General features: G+C 69.9%; 14 protein-coding genes. 8 read left to right on the top strand and 6 right to left on the bottom strand.

Features of this window, described 5'->3' with window-relative positions; translation table 11 throughout:
* The first annotated feature begins 158 nt into the window (after window positions 1-158).
* From HQ325_RS15915 to HQ325_RS15905, 3 genes are all read left to right on the top strand, one after another.
* On the top strand, window positions 159-1,166 hold the full coding sequence (locus tag HQ325_RS15915; protein WP_222630817.1) for an ATP-binding cassette domain-containing protein: 1,008 nt from the start codon (window positions 159-161) through the stop codon (window positions 1,164-1,166).
* Window positions 1,163-1,966, top strand: coding sequence for an ABC transporter permease (locus HQ325_RS15910; RefSeq protein ID WP_222630815.1), 804 nt, complete (start codon window positions 1,163-1,165; stop codon window positions 1,964-1,966). Before HQ325_RS15915 ends, HQ325_RS15910 begins: the two co-directional genes overlap by 4 nt.
* Before the next feature lie 105 nt (window positions 1,967-2,071).
* Window positions 2,072-3,529, top strand: coding sequence for a DUF2079 domain-containing protein (locus HQ325_RS15905; protein WP_222630813.1), 1,458 nt, complete (start codon window positions 2,072-2,074; stop codon window positions 3,527-3,529).
* Window positions 3,530-3,533: 4 nt separating this feature from the next.
* Here HQ325_RS15905 and HQ325_RS15900 read toward each other — a convergent pair whose 3' ends face one another.
* The 5 genes from HQ325_RS15900 to recC all read right to left on the bottom strand — a co-directional run bounded on the left by HQ325_RS15900 (window position 3,534) and on the right by recC (window position 14,711).
* Complete coding sequence (locus tag HQ325_RS15900) at window positions 3,534-4,502, bottom strand: hypothetical protein (RefSeq protein ID WP_222630811.1); 969 nt, start codon at window positions 4,500-4,502, stop codon at window positions 3,534-3,536.
* A gap of 46 nt (window positions 4,503-4,548) precedes the next feature.
* Window positions 4,549-5,991, bottom strand: coding sequence for a hypothetical protein (locus HQ325_RS15895; RefSeq protein WP_222630810.1), 1,443 nt, complete (start codon window positions 5,989-5,991; stop codon window positions 4,549-4,551).
* A 170-nt stretch (window positions 5,992-6,161) separates the two neighbouring features.
* Window positions 6,162-8,039 (bottom strand): exodeoxyribonuclease V subunit alpha, encoded by a 1,878-nt coding sequence (recD, locus tag HQ325_RS15890; RefSeq protein ID WP_222630808.1) that lies wholly within the window; start codon window positions 8,037-8,039, stop codon window positions 6,162-6,164.
* Complete coding sequence (locus tag HQ325_RS15885) at window positions 8,036-11,350, bottom strand: UvrD-helicase domain-containing protein (protein ID WP_222630807.1); 3,315 nt, start codon at window positions 11,348-11,350, stop codon at window positions 8,036-8,038. Before HQ325_RS15885 ends, recD begins: the two co-directional genes overlap by 4 nt.
* Window positions 11,351-11,375: 25 nt before the next feature.
* Window positions 11,376-14,711 (bottom strand): exodeoxyribonuclease V subunit gamma, encoded by a 3,336-nt coding sequence (gene recC, locus HQ325_RS15880; RefSeq protein ID WP_222630806.1) that lies wholly within the window; start codon window positions 14,709-14,711, stop codon window positions 11,376-11,378.
* A 157-nt stretch (window positions 14,712-14,868) separates the two neighbouring features.
* Between recC and HQ325_RS15875 the strand changes: the two genes are divergently transcribed.
* From HQ325_RS15875 to HQ325_RS15865, 3 genes are read left to right on the top strand one after another with little or no spacing between them, the layout of a single operon-like run.
* The gene (locus HQ325_RS15875; protein ID WP_222630805.1) at window positions 14,869-16,266 is read left to right on the top strand and encodes an aspartate ammonia-lyase; all 1,398 of its coding nucleotides are present in this window, start codon (window positions 14,869-14,871) and stop codon (window positions 16,264-16,266) included.
* Between the two features lie 7 nt (window positions 16,267-16,273).
* Window positions 16,274-17,737, top strand: a complete 1,464-nt coding sequence (locus HQ325_RS15870) for an amino acid permease (protein ID WP_222630804.1) — start codon at window positions 16,274-16,276, stop codon at window positions 17,735-17,737.
* Entirely contained in the window at window positions 17,734-18,684 is a 951-nt protein-coding gene (locus HQ325_RS15865) for an asparaginase (protein ID WP_222630803.1), read from the top strand. Before HQ325_RS15870 ends, HQ325_RS15865 begins: the two co-directional genes overlap by 4 nt.
* Here the strand turns inward: HQ325_RS15865 and HQ325_RS15860 are convergent.
* Window positions 18,668-19,222 (bottom strand): helix-turn-helix domain-containing protein, encoded by a 555-nt coding sequence (locus HQ325_RS15860; protein WP_056448549.1) that lies wholly within the window; start codon window positions 19,220-19,222, stop codon window positions 18,668-18,670. The two genes, HQ325_RS15865 and HQ325_RS15860, sit on opposite strands and share 17 nt — an antisense overlap.
* 137 nt (window positions 19,223-19,359) lie before the next feature.
* Here HQ325_RS15860 and HQ325_RS15855 point away from each other — a divergent pair, with 137 nt between their 5' ends.
* Complete coding sequence (locus HQ325_RS15855) at window positions 19,360-20,019, top strand: AzlC family ABC transporter permease (protein WP_308117873.1); 660 nt, start codon at window positions 19,360-19,362, stop codon at window positions 20,017-20,019.
* The gene (locus tag HQ325_RS15850; protein WP_222630801.1) at window positions 20,016-20,327 is read left to right on the top strand and encodes an AzlD domain-containing protein; all 312 of its coding nucleotides are present in this window, start codon (window positions 20,016-20,018) and stop codon (window positions 20,325-20,327) included. The genes HQ325_RS15855 and HQ325_RS15850 overlap by 4 nt, the downstream gene beginning before the upstream one ends.
* Window positions 20,328-20,370: the final 43 nt, after the last annotated feature.

Here is a 20,370-nt window from a genome sequence, read left to right as displayed (position 1 = left end):
GACCGAGTCGGGCCGCGCGTCACCTGCAGAGGGAATAGCCGATGCGGGCTCCGCGGAAACCCGACGGTGTCGTACCGCCGTGCTGTGATGAGTTCCGACGCTCGGCCGAGTCACACCCGACGGGCGCATCGTCGTGTCACGTCCGGAAAGGAAGTCTCATGGCCTCACGCAGTTCGGGTGCCACCGCCATCAGCGCGGTCGGCCTCGTCAAACGGTACGGGGGCGTCGACGCACTCGACGGCCTCGATCTCGAGGTGCCGGAGGGCACGGTCATGGCACTGCTCGGGCCGAACGGAGCCGGGAAGACCACCACCATCCGCGTGCTCACCACACTGCTGCGGGCCGACGCCGGTACCGCACGGGTGGCGGGCCTCGACGTCGTCGCCGACGCGGCGGAGCTCCGCTCACGCATCGGCGTCTCGGGTCAGTACTCCGCGGTGGACGAGTATCTGACGGGCTTCGAGAACCTCGACATGGTCGGTCGGCTGTACCACCTGGGGAAGAAGCGCAGCCGTGATCGCGCACGTGAACTGCTCGAACGGTTCGACCTCGTCGAGGCGGCCGACCGACCGGTCAAGGGCTACTCGGGTGGGATGCGCCGACGCCTGGACCTCGCGGGCGCCCTCGTCGCCGATCCGCCGGTCCTCTTCCTCGACGAGCCCACCACCGGGCTCGATCCTCGTGCCCGCCTCGAGCTGTGGTCGGTGATCGAGGAACTCGTGCAGGGCGGAACGACCCTGCTCCTCACCACCCAGTACCTCGAGGAGGCGGACCAGCTGGCCGACGAGATCGCGGTGATCGATCGTGGCCGCGTCATCGAGCGCGGCACCGCCGACGAACTGAAGTCGCGGGTGGGCGGAGCCAGGCTGGAGTTCGCCTTCGACACGGACGGCGATCTGACGACGGCGCAGGGCGTCATGGAACGTTTCGCACCGGGTCAGGTCACCTCCGACGCCGCGTCCCGGCGGCTCACGGTCGGCGCGGACGACGGGACCACCACGTTCGTCGACGCGCTGGTCCTGCTCCGCGAGAACGGCGTCACCCCGGCCGACGCCTCGCTGGGCAAACCCAGCCTCGACGACGTCTTCCTCACTCTCACCGGCCAGACGTCGACCCGGCCCGACGCGGCCGACCAGCAGCCCAGCGCACAGGAGACGGCCCGATGAACTCACCCGCCACGGCGCTGAGCGACGGCGCGACCATCGCCCGACGCAACCTCATCAAGATCAAGCGCGTCCCCGACCTCATCGTCTTCACACTGCTGTCACCGATCATGTTCGTCCTGGTCTTCGCGTACATCTTCGGATCGGCCATCGAGATCCCCGGCATGTCCTACCGCGAGTTCCTCATCGCCGGCATCTTCGCGCAGACCGTCATCTTCGGGTCCACGTGGACCGGCCTCGGGCTCGCCGAGGACATGCAGAAGGGCATCATCGACCGCTTCCGCTCCCTGCCCATGGCTCCGTCCGCGGTGCTCGTCGGACGGACCAGCAGCGACATCGTCATCAACGTCATCAGCCTGGTCGTGATGTCTCTGACCGGTCTGCTGGTCGGCTGGCGCATCCGGTCGTCGTTCTGGGAGGCCGCGGCAGGATTCGGGCTGCTGCTGCTCTTCGCCTACGCACTGTCCTGGGTGATGGCGGTGATCGGTCTGTGGATCCGGACGCCCGAGGTGTTCAACAACGCCAGCTTCATCGTCATCTTCCCGCTGACGTTCATCGCCAACACGTTCGTGCAGAGTCAGGATCTGCCCGGGATCCTGCAACCCATCGCCGAGTGGAATCCTGTCTCCGCCATCACGCAGGCGAGCCGGGTGCTGTTCGGGAACACGAACCCGACGATGCCGCCTCCGGACGCATGGCCACTCCAACACCCCGTGCTCGCGACGGTGGGCTGGTCGATCCTCATCCTGATCGTCTTCGTACCGTTCGCCATCCACCGCTACACCAAGGCGGTGAGCCGCTGACGTCCTGAGCCGTCGACGTCCTGAGCCGTCGACGTCCTGAGCCGGGGCGGCCGCACCTCGCGTTCACAGCCTGATCACACGAAGTTCGTGTAGAAATTATCTCCTGTGACGGCAACCAGACCTCCTGCGGAGACTGCAGCGGCCGCCCCGTCCGGCGGGGCGCGCCGACCGCAGGAGTTGCTGCGTCGCGCCCGCCGCGCGGACATCGCCGTCCCGGCGATCGCCTTCCTCCTGCTCGCCCCGCTCTACAGCGCACTGTCCGTCGTCGGTCAGCACCAACTGCGCACCTCCGGTTTCGACCTCGGCATCTTCGTGCAACAGATCGCCTCGTACGCACGACTCGACGCGCCGACGTCGGATCTGCTGGGCACGGGCTACAACACGCTCGGTGATCACTTCTCTCCGATCACCGCACTGCTCGCGCCCTTCTACCGACTCGCCCCTGTCCCCGAGACCCTGCTGATCGCCCAGGGCGTCCTGTTCGCCGTGGGTGTCGTGCCCCTCTCCCGGTGGGCGTGCCGCAGCCTCGGCACCGTCGCGGGCATCGTGGTGGCGCTCGGCTACGGACTGTCGTGGGGCCTGCAGTCGGCACTGAACTTCGACTTCCACGAGATCGCCTTCGGCGTCCCGATGCTGGCCTTCGCCATGGCGGCGCTCGGCCAGGGGCACTGGCGTGCCGCGGTGGCGTGGACGCTCCCGCTCGTCTTCGTCAAGGAGGACATGGGGCTCACCGTCATCGTGATCGGCGCCCTGATCGCCTGGTGGACCACGGGTCGCACACGGATTCTGGGCCTGGCGACGGCCGCGTGGGGCGCGGCATGGATCGTGCTGGCCATCACGGTGGTGATACCGCTGCTGAGCGCCGACGACGCCTACGGCCAGGGTTCGAAACTCCCGCCTCTCGGTGAGGGCATCGCCGACACCACACACGGTCTCGTCAGTGGAGACTCGCGTGCCGCGACGGTGCTGCTGCTGTTGGCCGTCACCGGCTTCGCAGCACTGCGGTCACCGTTGACGCTGGTGGCAGTACCCACCGTCGCATGGCGGTTCCTCAGCGACAACACCAATTTCTGGAAGCCGATCTTCCATTACAACGCGATCCTCATGCCGATCCTGTTCGCCGCGTTGATCGATGCGCTCATCCGCGGTCGGCGCGACATGCACCTGTCACCGCGTGCGCAGAGGGTGGTGCTCGCCGCCGTCACCGCCGTCGCTCTGATCGCGCTGCCCTTCCAGCCGCTGGCTCGGCTCGCCGACGCCGACGGGTGGCGCGTGGATCCGCAAGTGACCACCGCGAGAGCCGTGTCGGCGTCCATACCGCCTGGAGACCGAGTGTCGGCCTCCAACAATCTGGTCCCGCAGTTCGTGTCCGACCACCCCGTCTCGGTGTTCCCGCAGCGGGAGACCGATTCCACGACACCGGACTGGATCGTCGTGAACATCGGCCGGCCCGCCGGGTGGCCCAAGGACGAGTCGGGCGACAACACGGCGATCAGTGCAGCTCTCGCGGACGGTTACTCCGTCGTCTCCGACGTGAACGGCATTCTCGTACTTCGTCGGTGACGGGTCAGCGTCCGGGAACGGGATTCGTCCAGCCCGGGTCGGGTGCCGCGTGCCGACCCTCTCCGGACGGCTGCACCGACTGCGGCGCGGTGTCGCTCGCCGCCGGCGGAGCCGGGTTGCTCACCGACGGAGGAGCCGGGTTGCTCACCGACGGTGGAGCCGGGTTGCTCATCGTCGCGGCTCTCGGCGACGGCTGACGGGGCTCGTCGTCGTCACCGGGAGGCGGCGACGGGGGATCGATCGGGTCGCGATCCGGATCGGGGCCGGTGTGCGGCGCGTGCCCACCGGACTGCACCTGGGGAGTGGCGGGGAGCGGCGCGGGGCCGGGACCCGGAGCCGGGTCGGGGCGCGACGGTGCGGGGTCCGGCTCGGGAACCGGTGCCGGCGCGGCAGGTGCCGTGACGACCGGCGTCGGCTCGGGAGCCTCCTCGACCTCGACGACCTCGGCGATGTCGTCCACCACCGGAGCCGGGGGTGTCGCGGGGGGCGGCGGTGCCGTGTCGAGCGACGGCGCGACCGGCTCGGGTGCCGTGACCGCCGGGGCGGGCGGCGTGACGCCGGGAATCTCGAACGGGAGCGGCGGCAGCTGGAAGACGAACGGCGCCGGCGCCGGCGCCGGCGCGGTGCCGTTCTGCACGGCTGCGGCCTGGTCCTCTCGCCGCTCCCTCCGCTCGTCGGCTTCCTGCGCCGCGAGGTCGTCGGCTGCCTGCTTCGCTTCCTTCTCCTGGCGTTCGCGTTCCGCGTCCTCTGCGGCGCGCTCCTTCTGCGACAACTCGTCGCGACGCCTGCTCTCGGCGACCTTCTCCGCCGCCGTGTTCGGTTCGTCGTTCACCGATGTCGGTGCAGCGGACGCCGCGGGAGCGACGAGGACGGACGCGCAGGTCACCAGCCCCCAGGCACCCACGGCCATCGCACTCGCGGCGAGACCGGATGCCACAGTGTGTCGGCGGCGTACGGGCGCGCGGTGCGTCATGGTGTGTCTCTCTGGAGTCGTGGCGGGAGGAGGGCCGGTAGACGGGTCACGGCGCGGGACAGACGCCGGTGCAGTCGATCTTGCGGACGATGGCGAAGCCGTCGTCGTCCTCCCGCACCGTGAACTGCTGGTCGTACCGGAACTCCCGGCCGTCCGGAACCGTGAGTGTCAGGACGGCGTCGAAGACGAGCGGGTCGGAGGTGGGCACCACGTCGATGCGGTGCCGTATCGCCGGGTCCACCGCGTCGATGGATCGCTGCAGATCGGCCACCGTGGCGTCCACACCGGCCGTGTCGGACAGATCCCAGAGCGCTGCGGCCGCCGCGGCGTCACGATCGCGGTAGTACAGATCGTCGTAGCGCACGATCACGGCGGGACCACTCGCGCGGACGGGAGCGATCGGCGGGCTCACCGACACGGGCTGTTCGACCGCGTCCGCCTCGACACCGGCAGCGGCGACCGGAACCGGTGCGGAGTCCGCGGGAGCGCGCTGCATCATGACGGCGGTCCCGAGACCTCCCGCGACGAGAAGCGCGCCGAGGGCGGCGACGGCGGGAAGTCGACCGCTGCGACGACTCGGACGGGCGTCGGCGGAGCGTGCGCGCAGAGTCGCCGTCGTGCTGTCGAAGGAATGTGTGCGGTCGTCGGAGTGCAGACTCGGGTGCGCGTCGGGGACGATCGGGCGTACCGGTCCCCGCGTTCGCATCACGACCGCGGCGACGTGCGACCAGGCACGACGAGCGTCCGCATCGGAGTCTGATGTGGACGGCACATCGAGCACGGTCCGGATGCCGGCATCCCCGAGCACACGTCGCAGATCTGTGGAACCGGACCGTGAACCCGCGTGCACTGCATCGTGTTTGACGACGACGATGCGATCCGACCAGGTGTCGCGGCCGCTGCCGCGGAGCGAGTCCATCAGTGCCACGACGCTCAGTGCGGCGGCCTCGGAATGGGCAATCGGGACGACGATCGAGTCCGCGTCGTCGATCATGGCGGCGAAGTACGGTTCGTCGCTGCGGGCGTGCACGACGACGGTCTGCCGGTGGTGCGTCAGGACGGTCAGGACGTCCCGGACGGCATGCGGATCCTGCAGAGACGCATCCGCTCCGAGAGCATCGTGCCCCTCGGGTCGGGTGTCGACGTAGTGCGACAGTGCCCGCGGATCGCACTCGGCCGCCACCAGAGCCTCGACGTCCTCGGCGATCTGCGCGGCGGCTCCTCGCTCCGTGGCCTCACCGGCCAGATCCCAGGCGATCACGCTCCCCGGACGACGCTCGCCGACCGCGGCGGACATCCCGGCCAGTGCACCGCTGCCGAGGTTCTCGCCGATCCCGATGTCGGCGATCACGATGCGGTGTCGGACGGGGAGAGCGCCGGACAGGACCCGCCGATCCTCACTCTCGGTGGCCCCGGGGTGCGAGCCGAACAACCCGCGGCGGTGCGGACGTGGTTCGTGCTCGACGCCCGGGGTGAGGAATGTGGACACTAGGCGAGCTCGTCGCGGCTCGGTGCCGAGGTGGACCGGACGACGGGCAGGTGGGCATGACTCCCCATACCCTGTCCCCCGTCCTGTTTTCACTGCCTGTAACGGTCCCCCCGACCGCAGTCGAGGAGAATATAGCGCACACGCACGCCGTGCGGGCGGCGCTCGGCGGATCAGGAGTGGCCGAAGGGCACCGGTGAGTCGCGACGCAGTCCGCTGGCCCGCAGCACCCGGCGCCGGACACCGGCGCGCACCGACTCCTCGCTGCCGATGATCCGCACGGTGCTGCGGGCGCGCGTGATGGCCGTGTACAGCAGTTCCCTCGTCAAGAGCGACGACGTCTCGTCCGGGATGACGACCGACACGGTGTCGTATTGGCTCCCCTGACTTCGATGAATCGTCATGGCGTACACCGTCTGGACGGCCGACAGCCTGCTGGGGTGAACGAGGAACGGAGTCGACCCGCGCGCGAACGCAGCGATCAGGCCGCCGCGGCCGTCGTCGACCACGACGCCGGTGTCGCCGTTGTAGATGCGGTTGTCGTGATCGTTCGTGGTCACCAGGAGCGGTTGCCCGAGATACCACTGCGAGGTGTCGAGGAAGGTCGAGGTGTCGGCGCCCACGCGGTCCATCGCCCACCGTGCCCAGTGATCCACTCCCGAGGGACCTTCGCGGTGCGCGCACAACAGGCGGTGCCGCTCGAGAGCGGAGAGAGCAGCGGCCGCATCACCGGACGCGGCGGCCGCGGTCACCGCTCGGGCGGTGGTGACCACATCGCCTTCGAGCGACGACACGTCGGATCGAGGGCCGAACTCGAGGGCGGGATCGCCCGAGTTCAGCAGGCGCACCACCTCGTCCTCGTCGCCGTCACGCACCGCGACGGCGAGATCGGCGATGACACCGCCGAATCGGCGCCCGCGGCTCAGTCGCACGGTGCCCGCGGCAAGTCGGCGCACCTCGCCCGTCGAGAGGCTCGTCTCCAACGAGTCCCCCGCGGCCGGGACGGACCCGAGGTCGGCACCCACCAGGGCGGTGACCACCTCGGGCAGCGCCGCCGTCACCGGCCGCGCGACCAGGTCGGCGAGCACCGCGCCCGCGTCCACCGAGGTCAGCTGGTCGGGGTCGCCGACCAGCACGAGCCTGGTGTCGGCGCGGACCGCCTCCATCAGCCGGCTCATCAGCGTGGACGACACCATGGAGGTCTCGTCGACGACGACCACGTCGTACGGGAGCCGATTGTGTGCGTCGTGGCGGAACCGACTGTGGCTGCCGGGCTGCCAGCCCAGCAGCCGATGCACCGTCATCGCCGGGATGTCGTCTCGCAGTCCCAGTTCCGGTGCCTGCTCGGCCACCGACTCCTGCAGTCGCGCAGCCGCTTTCCCGGTCGGCGCGGCCAGGCCGATCCGTAGACCGGGGCCGTGCACGGCGGTGAGCAGAGCGAGGATGCGAGCAACCGTGTGCGTCTTGCCCGTTCCGGGCCCACCCGCGATGACGGTGGTCCATCCGGTCGCCGCGAGTGCCGCCGCGATGCGCTGCCTGTCGGGCACCTCGGCGCTCGGGAAGTAGGTGGCCAGACCCCGGCGCACCTCCTCCACGTCGACGGCGGGCGCGTCGAGTGCTCGCGCGGCCAGCACGTCTCGGATCATCTTCTCCTGCAGGTAGTACCGCTGCAGGTAGAGCAACGGGCCGTCCGCCGTGTCCACCACCAGCACCGGTCGCAGCGGACCGTTCTCCCCGCCCAGGACGAGGGGGCTCGCCCGGAGTGCCGCCACTACCGCCGCGTCGTCCGGCCACGGCAGCGCGTCCGTGTCGACCCCGTCGTCAGCGGTGACGTCGCGCAGACGGGTCAGGTCGAGGCACACGGAGCCGACCCGCACCGCGCGCACCGCGAGGGCCACGGCGAACAACGCGAGTTCGTCGCGTTCCCCGCCGAGAGCGCCGAGTCGGAGAGCCACGTGCACGTCGGCCGCGGTGAGAACACCGACGTCGTTGAACGCGCGAAGCACTCCCTTGCCGCGCTGCGCGACAGCGCCCGGGTACGCCGCGCTCACGACCGGACTCCTGCGAGCAGATCGGACAGCGCCGTCACGAGATCGGCGGACGGCGCCCAGGCGAAGACCCCGCGGCCGGGCGGAGTGTCCGGGCCGATCATGCCGCGCACGAAGTGGTACTGCACGCCTCCGAGATGCACCCGGGGGTCGTACCCCGGTCGACGCCACCGCAGATAGCGATGCAGCGCAACGGAGTAGAGCAGAGCCTGTAGTGGATAGTGCGACTCCATCATCTCGCCGGCCATGTCCTCGACCGTGAAGTCGTCGACGGTGAGGTCGCCACTTCTGATGCGGTTGGTCTTGTAGTCCACCACCACGTAGCGGGGATCCTCGGACAACCCGACCCGCAGGACCGTGTCGACGCTGCCGGTGAGATAGCCCCGGAGCGTGCGGTCGTCGAGTCGGCGCATCCGCTGCGGATAGGCCGCGAGCACGTCGTCCGATGCGAGGTGGTCCGCCACGAGATCGGCGACGGCGTGCACGGTCACGTGCGCTGCCGCAGTGTGGTCACCGCCCGACAACGGGATCTCGAAATCCATCTCCGCGAGCCTGTTCGACGGGTGGACGTCGGCGAGCGTGCCGCTGCCCGCCGCGCCGAAGTCCAGAGGCGTGCGCAGGACGGCCGTCAGCGCTCGGGAGAGATGATCCGCATCGATGTCGGCACCGTGTGCTGCGACGGCCGAGACACACCGGCGCTGCACCTCGGCCGGCAGATCGTCGACGGAGGTGTCGACGTACTCGAGAATCTCGTGCACCAGGGTGCCGAACGCGGCTCCCGCGGGCAGACCGTTCATGAGCGACGGAGCCCCCGCGCCCACACCGGCCGCGAACGGATCCTCCACCGGTTCGTCGCCCAGTATCGGGTCCTCGGACTCGACGATCTCGACCGGCTGATCGTGCGCGCCCGCGGTCAGCGCAGAGTAGGACGTTCGCCGCCAGGCGGTGTCGAGCCTCCGCTCGAAGCGCGCGACGGCCAGTGCGCCGCCGCCTCTCCGGTGCGTCCGCGCGGGCCGGGTCACCACGTTCACGTCCTGCACCGTCTCGACGACGATCGCGCTGCCGCAGCGCGAGCGCAGAGTCGCCGCCGCGGAGGCGTCGTCCTGCAGGCGCACCGTCGACTCCGGTTCCGCGATACCCGGCACTCTGCCGAAGAGCAGTCGATGCAGCGGGGAGGCCGCCGTCACGGCGGTCGGCGCCCACCACAGCACCAGTCGGCACTGGGCGCGGGTCAGGGCGACGTAGAGCAGACGCATCTCCTCGCCTGCCGACTCGTGATCGTGGCGCTGCTTGCGTGCGCCGTATCCCGATGTCGAGGCGCCACCGACGTCACGCACACGTGCGCCCTCGTCGTCGTGGAAGAGCAGGGTGTCCGGAGCGAACGATCCGGCGGCGCCCCATGCGAACGGGACGTACACGACGGGGAACTCCAACCCCTTCATCGCATGCACGGTGGCCACCTGCACCGCCTCGGCATCGCTGTCGAGCCGCCGACTGCGGTCGAACGTCGTGCCGCTCGTGGGATCCTGGACCCGGTCGGCCAGCCACCGGGTCAGCGACGTCAACCCGTGCCCGCCCTCGAGCGACTCGCGCTGGACGAGTTGCGCGAGGTGCCGCAGGTCTGTCAGGTCACGCTCGCCGGATTCGGTTGCCAGCAAGCGTTTCTGAAGTTCCGTCGTTCCGGTGAGATTCTCGACCATCGCAGCGAAACCCACCCCCGCCACGAGCGCGGACCATTCGCGGCAGCGCGCGCTCAGCGCGGAGGTCGCGGCGTCGCCGCCGTCGTCGAGGTCCCGCGCCGACCACCCCAGCAGAGGAGTGAGCGCCGCACGGCGCACGACGTCGGCACGGTGCGGTTGTTCGAGCGCCTGCAGAAGTTTCAGCCAGTGCACCGCGGACTCGGTGGCGAACACCGACGAGCCCCCGTACAGAACGGACGGCACGCCGGCACGCTCGAGTGCGGCACGCACCATTTCCGCCTGTCTGCCCGACCGGACCAGGACGGCCACGTCTCCAGGGGCGACCGGCCGCGGCGACGCACCGTCCACCACCAGCGTGGCGTCACCGTCGAGTAGCTCGACGATGTCGTGCGCGACGTCGTCGGCGATACGCAGTCGGACCTTCTCGGTGGTCGGGAGGCCCTTGTTGTTCAGCGGACCGGAGCCCGTTCGACCGAACACGCGCAGGCGCACCGGAGGCAGCGGGTCCTGCGTCGCGGCGGCCAGCAGCCGAGGTTCCCGGTGCGACGCCGTCACCGGAGTGACGACGATGTCGGGATGTCCCAGTGCGGCACCCTCGTACAGGTGCGCGAGCGAGCCGATCACGGCCGCGTCGCTACGCCAGTTGGTGGTGAGTGCCAGATGCCGGTCCGCCACCGCGACCGCGTCGAGGTAGCTGAGCACCTCGGCGCCGCGGAACGCATAGATGGCCTGCTTGGGATCACCGACGAGCACCAGGGTGCAGTGCCCGTGGAACGCCCTCCGCAGGATGGACCACTGCAGCGGGTCGGTGTCCTGGAATTCGTCCACGAGCACCACCGTGAACTTCTCGCGGACACGCGCGCACGCGGCCGGGCCGTGCGTCTCGTCCGACAGCACGCCGTGCAGGAGTTCGAGGAGGTCGTCGAAGTCACGGACCCCGAGCCGCCGCTTCCGCCGCTCGGTCTCCTCGCGAGCCTCGAGGGCCAGTCGGACCCTCTGCCCTGCCGCCGTGTCCTCGGGCGCGTCCGGACTGAGTCTCGCCCGGCGATCAGCGACGGCGGCGCGAGCGGCCGTCCGCGCGTCGGCGACGGACAGCGGCGGCGAGCCGATCTCCGCGCTGTACCGACGCAGGTACAGGTCGTCGACCACATCGACGACGATGTCGTCCACCGACTCGACGAAGGCGGCGTCCGGTTCCCGCTCGCCCGCGATCCCGAGACCGCCGAGCATCCGTTGGCAGAAGCTGTGCGTCGTGGCGATCGTCCCGGCGTCGAACTCCGACAGTGCAGTCAGCAGTCGAGTGCGCCGCAGCACCACCTCGTCGTCGTCGACGTCGGCGAGCAGCGCGATCAGCTCGTCACCGCCCGCGCGGGCCGCCGACGGATCCGCCAGGGCAGCCGCCACCTCCGCGAAACGTGCACGGGTCCGCTCCCGTAGCTCGCGCGTCGCACCCTTGCTGAACGTCACCAGCAGAACGCCCGCGATGTCGGTCACGCCCTCGGCGACGTAGCGGGCGGCCAGGCCCACGATGGCGTAGGTCTTGCCCGTGCCGGCGCTGGCCTCGAGCACAGTGGTGCCCAGCGGGAGCGGCCCTGTCAGATCGAACGTGCTCATCGCTGCTCCCTACCTTCGAGAGCGCTCATCGCTGCTCCATACTCTCGTGGGTGAGCAACGGCTGCCACACTCGACGCGCGAGCACGCCGAAGCGCGTGCCGTCGGCGGACCACGCCGCCTCGTCGGCAGCCGGCGGGATCGACGCCCACTGCCCGAAGTCCACTCCACTTCCGTGAACGAGAAGTACCGCGGGCTCCGTGACGTCGCCGAACCGATCCGAGAATTGCTGAGCTGCCGCCGCGAGGGCCATCTCCTCGCTGCTTCCCCGAACGACTTTGGTGGCGTATGCCTCCCCGGACTTCAGCGCCAGGGGCAGTGGCTCGCGCAGACCGCGGTCGCGCAGGTCCGCCAGCTCCGACAGAACCGCACGGGCGTCCTCGGGTGTCGTGAGGGTCGACCGCGACACGGGCCGTGCGGACCTGCCCCGCGCGGTGGTGACCGCCGTCCACCCGTCCGAGCCACTCTGCGCCGCGACCGCCAGCAGGTGGATCCAGGCCTCCAGCCGCCGCTTCGGGGCCATCCTCGAATAGGACGTGCGCGCCACGGTGGTGCCGTGCACCCCGGGAACGGTGCCCGTGAGTCGCCGTCCCCCGTCCAGATCCACGACGACGTCCACACTCTCCGGTGGCCCGACGTGGATCTCGGCCGCCGCGTCGGCGATGGGCACCACGTCGTTCTCGATCTGTTCGAGCAGACGCGCACCCTGCGCGAAGGGCGGCAGCGTTCCACGGCGCCACTCTGCGGCCCGGAAGTCCCCCAGTTCCACACCGGTCAGGAGCGCCGAGAGCATGCGTTCCCCGATGTCCCACGCCGACAAGGCGTCCAGCTCCACGGCGAGGGCGTCCACGACGTCGTCGTCCCGCTCCGACAGGCCCACCTTCAGGCGCTGCCGAACGAACCCGGTGACGGGACTCTGCAGGAACGCGACCAGGTCCGCCAGCGCCACGTCCGCATCGGGACGCGCGGGAAGCGGACCGTCGAGGAAGGGCTGCCGCGGCACGAAGGGAGCGCTCGCCGCCACCGCGCCCGCGAGCGCGGCACTGTCGAAGCCGGCGGGCGTACTGCCGTCGAAGATCGACGGATCGAACGGTTGCAGCGGGTGCCGGGTCACCGCCTCGGCGACCGAACGACCGGCCGTGGCCGCCACCACCTCGATGACCTCGGACAGCGGGATCGCGGGGGGTTCGTGAGCCCCCGACACCGGATTCGCGCCGGTGTGGAAGAGCAGCAGCTTCTCGCCCGCCGACATGAGGGCGTCGAGCAGCAGCTGACGGTCCTCGCTCCGGACGTCGCGCTCGCCGATCAGTGCGCCGCGCGCGAGGACGTCGTCGCCGTCGAGGTGGCCGGCTCGCGGAAAGACGTCGTCGTCGAGCCCGAGCAACACCACCACCCGGTGCGGCACCGACCGCATCGGGACCATCGTGCACACGGTGAGTTCTCCGGTGCGGAAGTTCGATCGCGTCGGCCGCCCGGCGAGCCGGTCACGCAACATCGACCGGATGTCGGCGAGCTGCAGGGAGACGTCGTCACCGTGCTCCAGCGCGGAGGTCAGCTCGCGTAGCGCATCGACCCGATGTCGGGCGTCGGCCGGCCGAACCTCGGTGAGCAGATCGATCGTCCGGACCAGGTGCTCGCGCCATGTGCGGACCGGATGCTCGCCCCGCATGCCACGCAACACGACCGAGACCCGGTCGACCAGTTCGGCGTACCGCCCGGCGAGATCGATGTCGTTCCCGTCGACGTCGTCCACGGGAAGAGCCAGGCCCAGCCAGTCACCCGTGCTCTCGTCGGCAGCAGCACCGAGCAGCAGCCTGTCCATGGCCGCGGTGAACGTGTTCTGTCGAAAGTCGCCCAGGCCGAACAACTCTCGCTGCACCGAGTCGATGCCCCAGCGCGCACCGGACACCCGTGTCCACTCGGCGAGCCGTTCGAGATCGTCGTCGGAGAACCGGAACCGGGTCCGTACCGCCTCGGACGCAGCGAGATCGAGCATCTGCGACGCGGTGACGCGGTCGCCTGCCATCTCGATCATCGCCGCGATCACGTCGAGCACCGGATTGGTGCGCCGGAGTCCTCGATCCGCCAGCCGCACGCGGAGGCCGTGCGCCGGGTGCGCCGACGGATCGCCCACCGCGCCCTCGTTCCCGAACGCGGCTCGCACGAGCGGAGCGAACGTGTCCACGTCCGGGCACATGATCAGGACGTCGCGGGGTTCGAGCGTCGGATCGTCCTGGAACAGGTGCAGCAAGGTGTCGCGCAGTACGTCGACCTGCCGAGCCGGGCCGTGGCAGGCGTGGATCTGCACACTGTCGTCCATCCCCGGGACGTCGGGCGCGGCCGGGGCGCGGTCGGCCACGATGTCGTTCTGCATCCGCCTGAGGACGGTCGTCGACGCCTCGACTGGCCGCGCGTCGGACCGCTCCGGATCGGCGAGATGGCGGTCCGCATCGGCCGTCGGTTCGAGGAGCGGTTGCAGCTCGCGCACGTCGCGGCCGAGGCTCACCAGCAGTGGGTGACCCGCCGTCGACACCGGCGGCGCGTCGACACGCCGCACCGACCCGGTGCCCGCGCGCCGGGACTTCGCGGCCCACGAGGCCGGGCTGGGGTGTGGCAGCCACAGGTGCACGTCGCGGTGGTCGGCCACCGCCCGCAGCACGCGTCGCTGCAGGGTGGTGAGACGGGTCGCCCCGAACATGGACAGGCGGGACGGAAGATCGAGCATCGACCCGTCGGCGGCGAGGACGTCGCAGACCGGGTCCAGCCTCTCCGCGGGACCGGGCACCCCGATGCGCTCCCGCACCCGGCGCCACAGCTCCGCCTGCCACAGGAGATCCGGCGCGAGCGGGGCACCGGCGCCGTCCGTGTCGGCACCGGCCGCCCAGTCCACGATCATCGAGGGCCGTTGCGCGGCATACGAACGGAAGAGCCCGGACACGTGGGATGCGGTGGACCAGCGTCGACCACGACGGTGATCGTCGGGTGCCGCCGCCGCGCCGCCGATGCTCCGGGAGAGGACCGAGCACCAGGGCTCGGCCGAACACTCGTCGATCACGCGCAGGGTGGTCCACAACAACGGGCTCGCGGCCCACGGATCCGAGTCGGCGTCCACCCCCGACACCACGGCCAGGACGTCGTCGATCAGGCGGCCGGGCGACGGGAAATCGATGTTCGCCGCGATGCCGTCCGACGCTCCCGCTGCCCCCAACGAGAGGGAGAGCCGTTGTTGGAGCCACCGCTCCACGCCCTTTGCCGGGACCGCCACGACGTCGGCGGCGAAGTCGTCCGCGAGGGGCTCGGCCAGCAGCGTGGCGAGACCGGCGGCCAACGTGCTCGCGCGTTCGGCGCGGTGGAGCTCGAGCACGTGGCCCTCCTGGAACGTCGTGGTGTCCCACCGACCGTGAGGTCCGGTGTCGACCCGACCGTAGCGCCCGGCTCCGACAGATCACCGTTGACATCCACTGTGCCGTGATTCACACTCAACCTGTCAGACAGCCTGACAGCAATCGAAGGAGACCGCCGTGGCCGCCACCCGTACCGAGCACGATCTGCTGGGAGAGCGCGAGGTGCCCGCCGACGTGCTGTGGGGCATCCACACTCTGCGCGCCACGGAGAACTTCCCCATCACCGGACGACAGATCTCGTCGAACACGAAACTGATCCGCGCACTCGCCGCCGTCAAGTACGCGGCCGCGGCGGCCAACATCGAACTGGGCCTCCTCGACCAGGTGCGCGGCGACGCCATCCTGCAGGCCGCCCGCGAGATCCTGGACGGCCGCTGGCACGACCAGTTCGTCGTCGACGTGATCCAGGGCGGCGCCGGCACGTCGACCAACATGAACGCCAACGAGGTCATCGCCAACCGCGCGCTGGTGTTGCTCGGCCACCGACCCGGCGAGTACGCGCACCTGCACCCCAACGAGCACGTCAACCTCGGCCAGTCGACCAACGACGTCTACCCCACCGCCTGCAACATCGCGACGATCCTCGCGGTGGCCGAACTGTCCGAGTCGATGCGCATCCTGCAGGACGCCTTCCGCTCGAAGGCCGAGGAGTTCCGCACCATCGTCAAGATGGGCCGGACCCAGTTGCAGGACGCCGTGCCGATGACACTGGGCCAGGAGTTCGGCACGTTCGCCGTCATGATCGACGAGGACCGCGCCCGCCTCGAGGAGGCGTCACTGTTGGTGCACGAGATCAACATCGGCGCCACCGCGATCGGTACCGGACTCAACGCCGCCCCCGGCTACCGCGAGGCAGCGGTCCGGCACCTGCGCGAGATCACCGCACTCCCCCTCGTCAGCGCGACGGATCTCGTCGAGGCCACGCAGGACGTCGGTCAGTTCGTGCATCTCTCGGGAGTGCTCAAGCGGTGCGCGGTGAAGTTGTCGAAGGTGTGCAACGACCTCCGGCTCCTCTCCTCGGGACCGCGTGCCGGCTTCGGCGAGATCGACCTGCCGGCCGTGCAGGCCGGGTCGTCGATCATGCCCGGCAAGGTCAACCCCGTCATCCCCGAGGTGCTCAACCAGGTGGCCTTCCAGGTCATCGGCCAGGACGTCACCATCACGATGGCGGCCGAGGCAGGTCAGCTGCAACTCAACGCCTTCGAGCCCATCATCATGGAGTCGCTCACCTCCGGCATGACGCACCTGGGTGCGGCCTGCCGGACACTCGCGGACAAGTGCGTCGTGGGGATCACCGCGCACGAGGCCCACCTCCGGGACAGCGTGGAGCACTCCATCGGACTGGTCACGGCACTCAACCCGCACATCGGATACCAGGCCGCGACCGAGATCGCCAAGGAGGCACTCGAGAGCGGACGAGGAGTCGCGGAGCTGGTGCTCGAACGCGGCCTCCTGACGGCGACACGTCTCGAAGAACTGCTCCGCCCCGAACATCTCGCGAACCTCCAGAACTGAGGACCCGATGACCACGACCACCGATCAGCACGGCGCCGACGACGCCCTCCACGCCGCCGAGAACGACGGCTACCACAAGGGTCTGAAGACCCGGCAGGTCCAGATGATCGCCATCGGCGGCGCCATCGGGACCGGCCTCTTCATGGGTGCAGGTGGGCGTCTCGCGCAAGCCGGCCCGGCACTCGTCATCGCCTACGCGGTGTGCGGGTTCTTCGCGTTCCTCATCCTCCGGGCGCTCGGCGAACTGGTGCTGCACCGGCCCACGTCCGGGTCCTTCGTGTCCTACGCTCGCGAGTTCTTCGGGGAGAAGGCCGCCTTCGTCTCCGGGTGGCTGTACTGGCTCAACTGGTCGATGACCGCCGTCGTAGACGTGACCGCGGTGGCGCTGTACATGAACTTCTTCGGCCGCTACTGGGACCCGATCGCGTCGGTACCGCAGTGGGTCTTCGCCCTCGCCGCACTGCTGCTGGTCCTGTCCCTGAATTTGGTGTCGGTCAAGGTCTTCGGCGAGCTGGAGTTCTGGTTCGCGCTGATCAAGGTGCTCGCCCTGGTGGCGTTCCTGTGCATCGGCCTCTACCTCCTCGTCACGGGGACTCCGAACCAGGAGCAGGGACTGTCGATGATCGCCGACAACGGCGGACTGATCCCCAACGGTCTGCTGCCCGCCGTCGTCATCATCCAGGGGGTCGTGTTCGCCTACGCCTCCATCGAGCTGGTCGGCACCGCCGCGGGCGAGACGCCGAACCCCGAGAAGGTCATCCCGAAGGCGATCAACACCGTCATCATTCGTATCGCCGTCTTCTACGTCGGGTCGGTGCTCCTGTTGTCGCTGCTTCTCCCCTACTCCGCCTACCGGGCTGGTGAGAGCCCGTTCGTCACGTTCTTCGGCTCGATCGGAGTCGAGGGTGCCGACACGGCCATGAATCTCATCGTTCTCACCGCGGCCCTGTCGTCTCTCAATGCCGGTCTGTATTCGACCGGACGCATTCTGCGGTCCATGGCCGCTGCCGGAAGCGCGCCGCGCTTCGCGATGAAGATGAGCAAGGCCGGCGTGCCCTACGGCGGGATCCTGCTGACGGCAGCGGTTACTCTGCTCGGAGTGGTGCTCAACGCCGTCGTTCCGGAGCAAGCTTTCGAGATCGTGCTGAATCTCGCGGCACTCGGCATCGTCAGCGCGTGGGCCATGATCGTGCTGTGCCAGCTCAAGCTCTGGCACCTGTCGAAGGAGGGCGTGGTGGCGCGGCCGTCCTTCCGGTTGTTCGGCGCCCCGTACACCGGCATCGCCACCCTGGTCTTCCTGGTGGTCGTCCTGATCCTGATGGGCTTCGACTACCCGATCGGCACCTGGACGCTGGCCTCCCTCTTGGTGATCGTTCCCGCGCTGGCCATCGGCTGGCGCGCGGCGCGCCCGGGCATCGAGCGTCTCGCCCGCGAGCGTGCTCGTGCGGGAGGGGGAACGGTCGCCCGATGAGCTCACCCGCACTGCCGACGGTCGTCGTCCTGACCACCGGCGGAACCATCGCCAGCCGCGTCGGCCCCGACGGTGTCAGCACGACGGGCCGTCACGCCCACGACGTCCTGGTGGATGCCGGACTCCGCGTCGGCGTCCGGGTCCGAGTCACCGACGTCCTGTGCGTCGACAGTGCCGCGATGTCGCTCCTCGACATGGACACCGTCCGCGGCGCCGTCACCGATGCGCTGCGTGACGACGCGGTGAGCGGTGTCGTCGTCCTGCACGGCACCGACTCCCTCGAGGAGACGGCGATGCTGATCGATCTCTCCCACACCGACGTTCGCCCCGTCGTGTTGACCGGCGCTCAGCGCACCGCGGATCACGTCGAGAGTGACGGCCCGCGCAACATCGAGTCAGCGCTCCGGGTGGCCGCCGATCCCGAGCGACGAGGGCACGGTGTACTCGTCGCCTTCGGCCCGCGCGTTCTCCGGGCCCGCGGGGTACGGAAATCGCACACGACCGCGCTCGATGCCTACTCCGGAACGCCGGCGGTGGATCCTGCCGCGCGGGAGACGGTGCCCGACAGTCCGATCGACGGGATCCGGGTCGACGTGGTCGCGCTCTACCCGGGTGTCGACGGACTCGTCATCGACGCCCTGCGGTCCGCCCGCACCGACGGAATCGTGCTGCAGGCGATGGGCGCGGGCAACGCGAACGCTGCGGTCGTCGACGCGGTGCGCCGGTGCACCGATGCCGGTGTCCCGGTGATGTTGTCGACGCGGGTGCCGTCCGGCGGTGTCGTCACCACCTACGGCGGCGGAGGCGGGGGCGCCGACCTGGTGCGTGCCGGTGCGGTGCCCGCGGGCGACCTCAGTCCCGCCCAGGCACGAATCCTGCTGTGCGCGTTGCTGAGCAACCGCCTGCCGGTCACAGCGGACCTGGCCTCGATCAGTACTGCTCGGTGACCATCACCGCAGTCGTTCCGTTCTCGAGTGCCTCGAACACGTGGGGCACGTCGCCGGGGTACGACAGGTAGTCCCCCGGTCCCAGCTCCTCGGTCGCGTCCACCGGCCCGCACACCGCCCGGCCGGACGACACCACCACGTGTTCGATCACCCCGTGCATGTGCGGATCGGACAGCCGGGGCGTCCCCACCTCGGCGGCGAGCAGGTACAGGTCGCGGCGCGCGGTCGGTGGGCAGGACGACAGCAGTGTCGCGGTGTAGTCCGACGACTCCGCGGCGATCGACGGGCCCTCACCGCGTCGCACCAGGCGGACCTCCTGCCGCGGCGGTTCCACCAGTCGAGCGAAGGGCACGTTCAGCGTCACGCTCAGAGCCCACAGTGTCTCGACGCTGGGATTGCCCGTTCCCGACTCGAGCTGGGAGAGGGTCGACTTCGCGATACCCGCGCGCCGGGCCACCTCGGCGAGAGACAGGCCCGTACGTCGACGCTCCCGGACGAGCGACGCGGCGATCGCGGCGATGGGTGCGCTGTCGGACATGACTGCATGATGCCACAGTGTTCGTCACACACTTCGCTCGTTCGTCTTGACGAACGGCACCGCGACCGTTCACCATGGACACCATGCGTTCGATATGGCGAACACCTCGGTTGTTCGCACTCCGGGACGACCCCGACGTGGCGGTACGGGACATCGCCGTGGTGTGCCTGGCCGACGCGCTGGTCGGTGCCTCGCTCGGTGCGATCGCCGTCGCCTCCGATCTGCCGTGGTGGCTCCCCTGCCTCCTGTCGATAGCGGTCTTCGCAGGCGCCTCGCAGTTCGTCTTCGTCGGAGTGCTCACCGGCGGCGGCAGCGTTCTGGCGGCCGTCTCCAGCGCACTGCTCATCAACGGCAGACTGCTTCCGCTCAGCTTCTCGGTGGCCCCACTGCTCGGTGAGCGACCCGCCACACGACTGCTCGGGGCCCATCTCGTCACCGACGAGTCGGTCGCCTTCTCGATGGCCTCGACCACCAGGCGGGGCAGAACCCTGTCGTTCTGGTTCTGCGGCGCGTTCCTCTTCCTCGCATGGAATCTGGGCGTGCTGGCCGGTGTGGGCCTCGGCGCCGGCGTGGAGAGCGCCGAGTCGCTCGGACTCGACGCAGCCTTCCCCGCCGTTCTGCTCGCCCTCGTGATGCCCTCTCTGCGCGATCGGGTGACGCGCATCGCCGCAGGCATCGGCGCCGTGGTCGCCGTCGCCGCGGGCCTCGTGGTGCCCGCCGGCGTCTCCGTGGTGCTCGCCCTGATCGCCGTCATGCCGTTCGTGGTCCGACACGGGCGCAGGAACGACGCCTCGTGAGCACCGCAGCCATTCTCGCGGGCGTCGCCGCACTCGCCGTCGGAACGTTCGCGCTGCGCCTGATCGGAATCGCGCTACGCGGACGACGCGAGCTGTCCGCGTCGGCCGAGAAGTCGATGACCACCGCGGTCGCCGTCGTCTTCGTCGCCCTCGTCGCGACCTCGACGTTTCCCCGTGACGCGGGCCTCGCACTCCCCGCCGGGGTCCTCGTCGCCGCTGTCCTCGCCTGGCGGAAAGCGCCTTTCGTGCTCGTGGTCGTCGCCGCAGCGGCAGTCACCGCGGGCCTGCGCTGGCTCGGCGTCAGCTGACCCGGGCACGGGCGTAGCATCGTCCGAGTGCCCTTGCTCCTGA

This window comes from Rhodococcus sp. BP-349 (genome assembly GCF_019835845.1).
GTDB lineage: Bacteria > Actinomycetota > Actinomycetes > Mycobacteriales > Mycobacteriaceae > Rhodococcoides.
Note: the sequence above shows the minus strand (reverse complement) of the source record. Positions and strands in the feature narration are given on the sequence as shown.

Bases quoted from the DNA above. Each gene is read 5' to 3' on its own strand.
- HQ325_RS15915 (WP_222630817.1), top strand. From the start codon at position 159: ATGGCCTCACGCAGTTCGGGTGCCACCGCCATCAGCGCGGTCGGCCTC.
- HQ325_RS15910 (WP_222630815.1), top strand. From the start codon at position 1,163: ATGAACTCACCCGCCACGGCGCTGAGCGACGGCGCGACCATCGCCCGA.
- HQ325_RS15900 (WP_222630811.1), bottom strand. From the start codon at position 4,502: ATGACGCACCGCGCGCCCGTACGCCGCCGACACACTGTGGCATCCGGT.
- HQ325_RS15885 (WP_222630807.1), bottom strand. From the start codon at position 11,350: ATGAGCACGTTCGATCTGACAGGGCCGCTCCCGCTGGGCACCACTGTG.
- HQ325_RS15870 (WP_222630804.1), top strand. From the start codon at position 16,274: ATGACCACGACCACCGATCAGCACGGCGCCGACGACGCCCTCCACGCC.
- HQ325_RS15865 (WP_222630803.1), top strand. From the start codon at position 17,734: ATGAGCTCACCCGCACTGCCGACGGTCGTCGTCCTGACCACCGGCGGA.
- HQ325_RS15860 (WP_056448549.1), bottom strand. From the start codon at position 19,222: ATGTCCGACAGCGCACCCATCGCCGCGATCGCCGCGTCGCTCGTCCGG.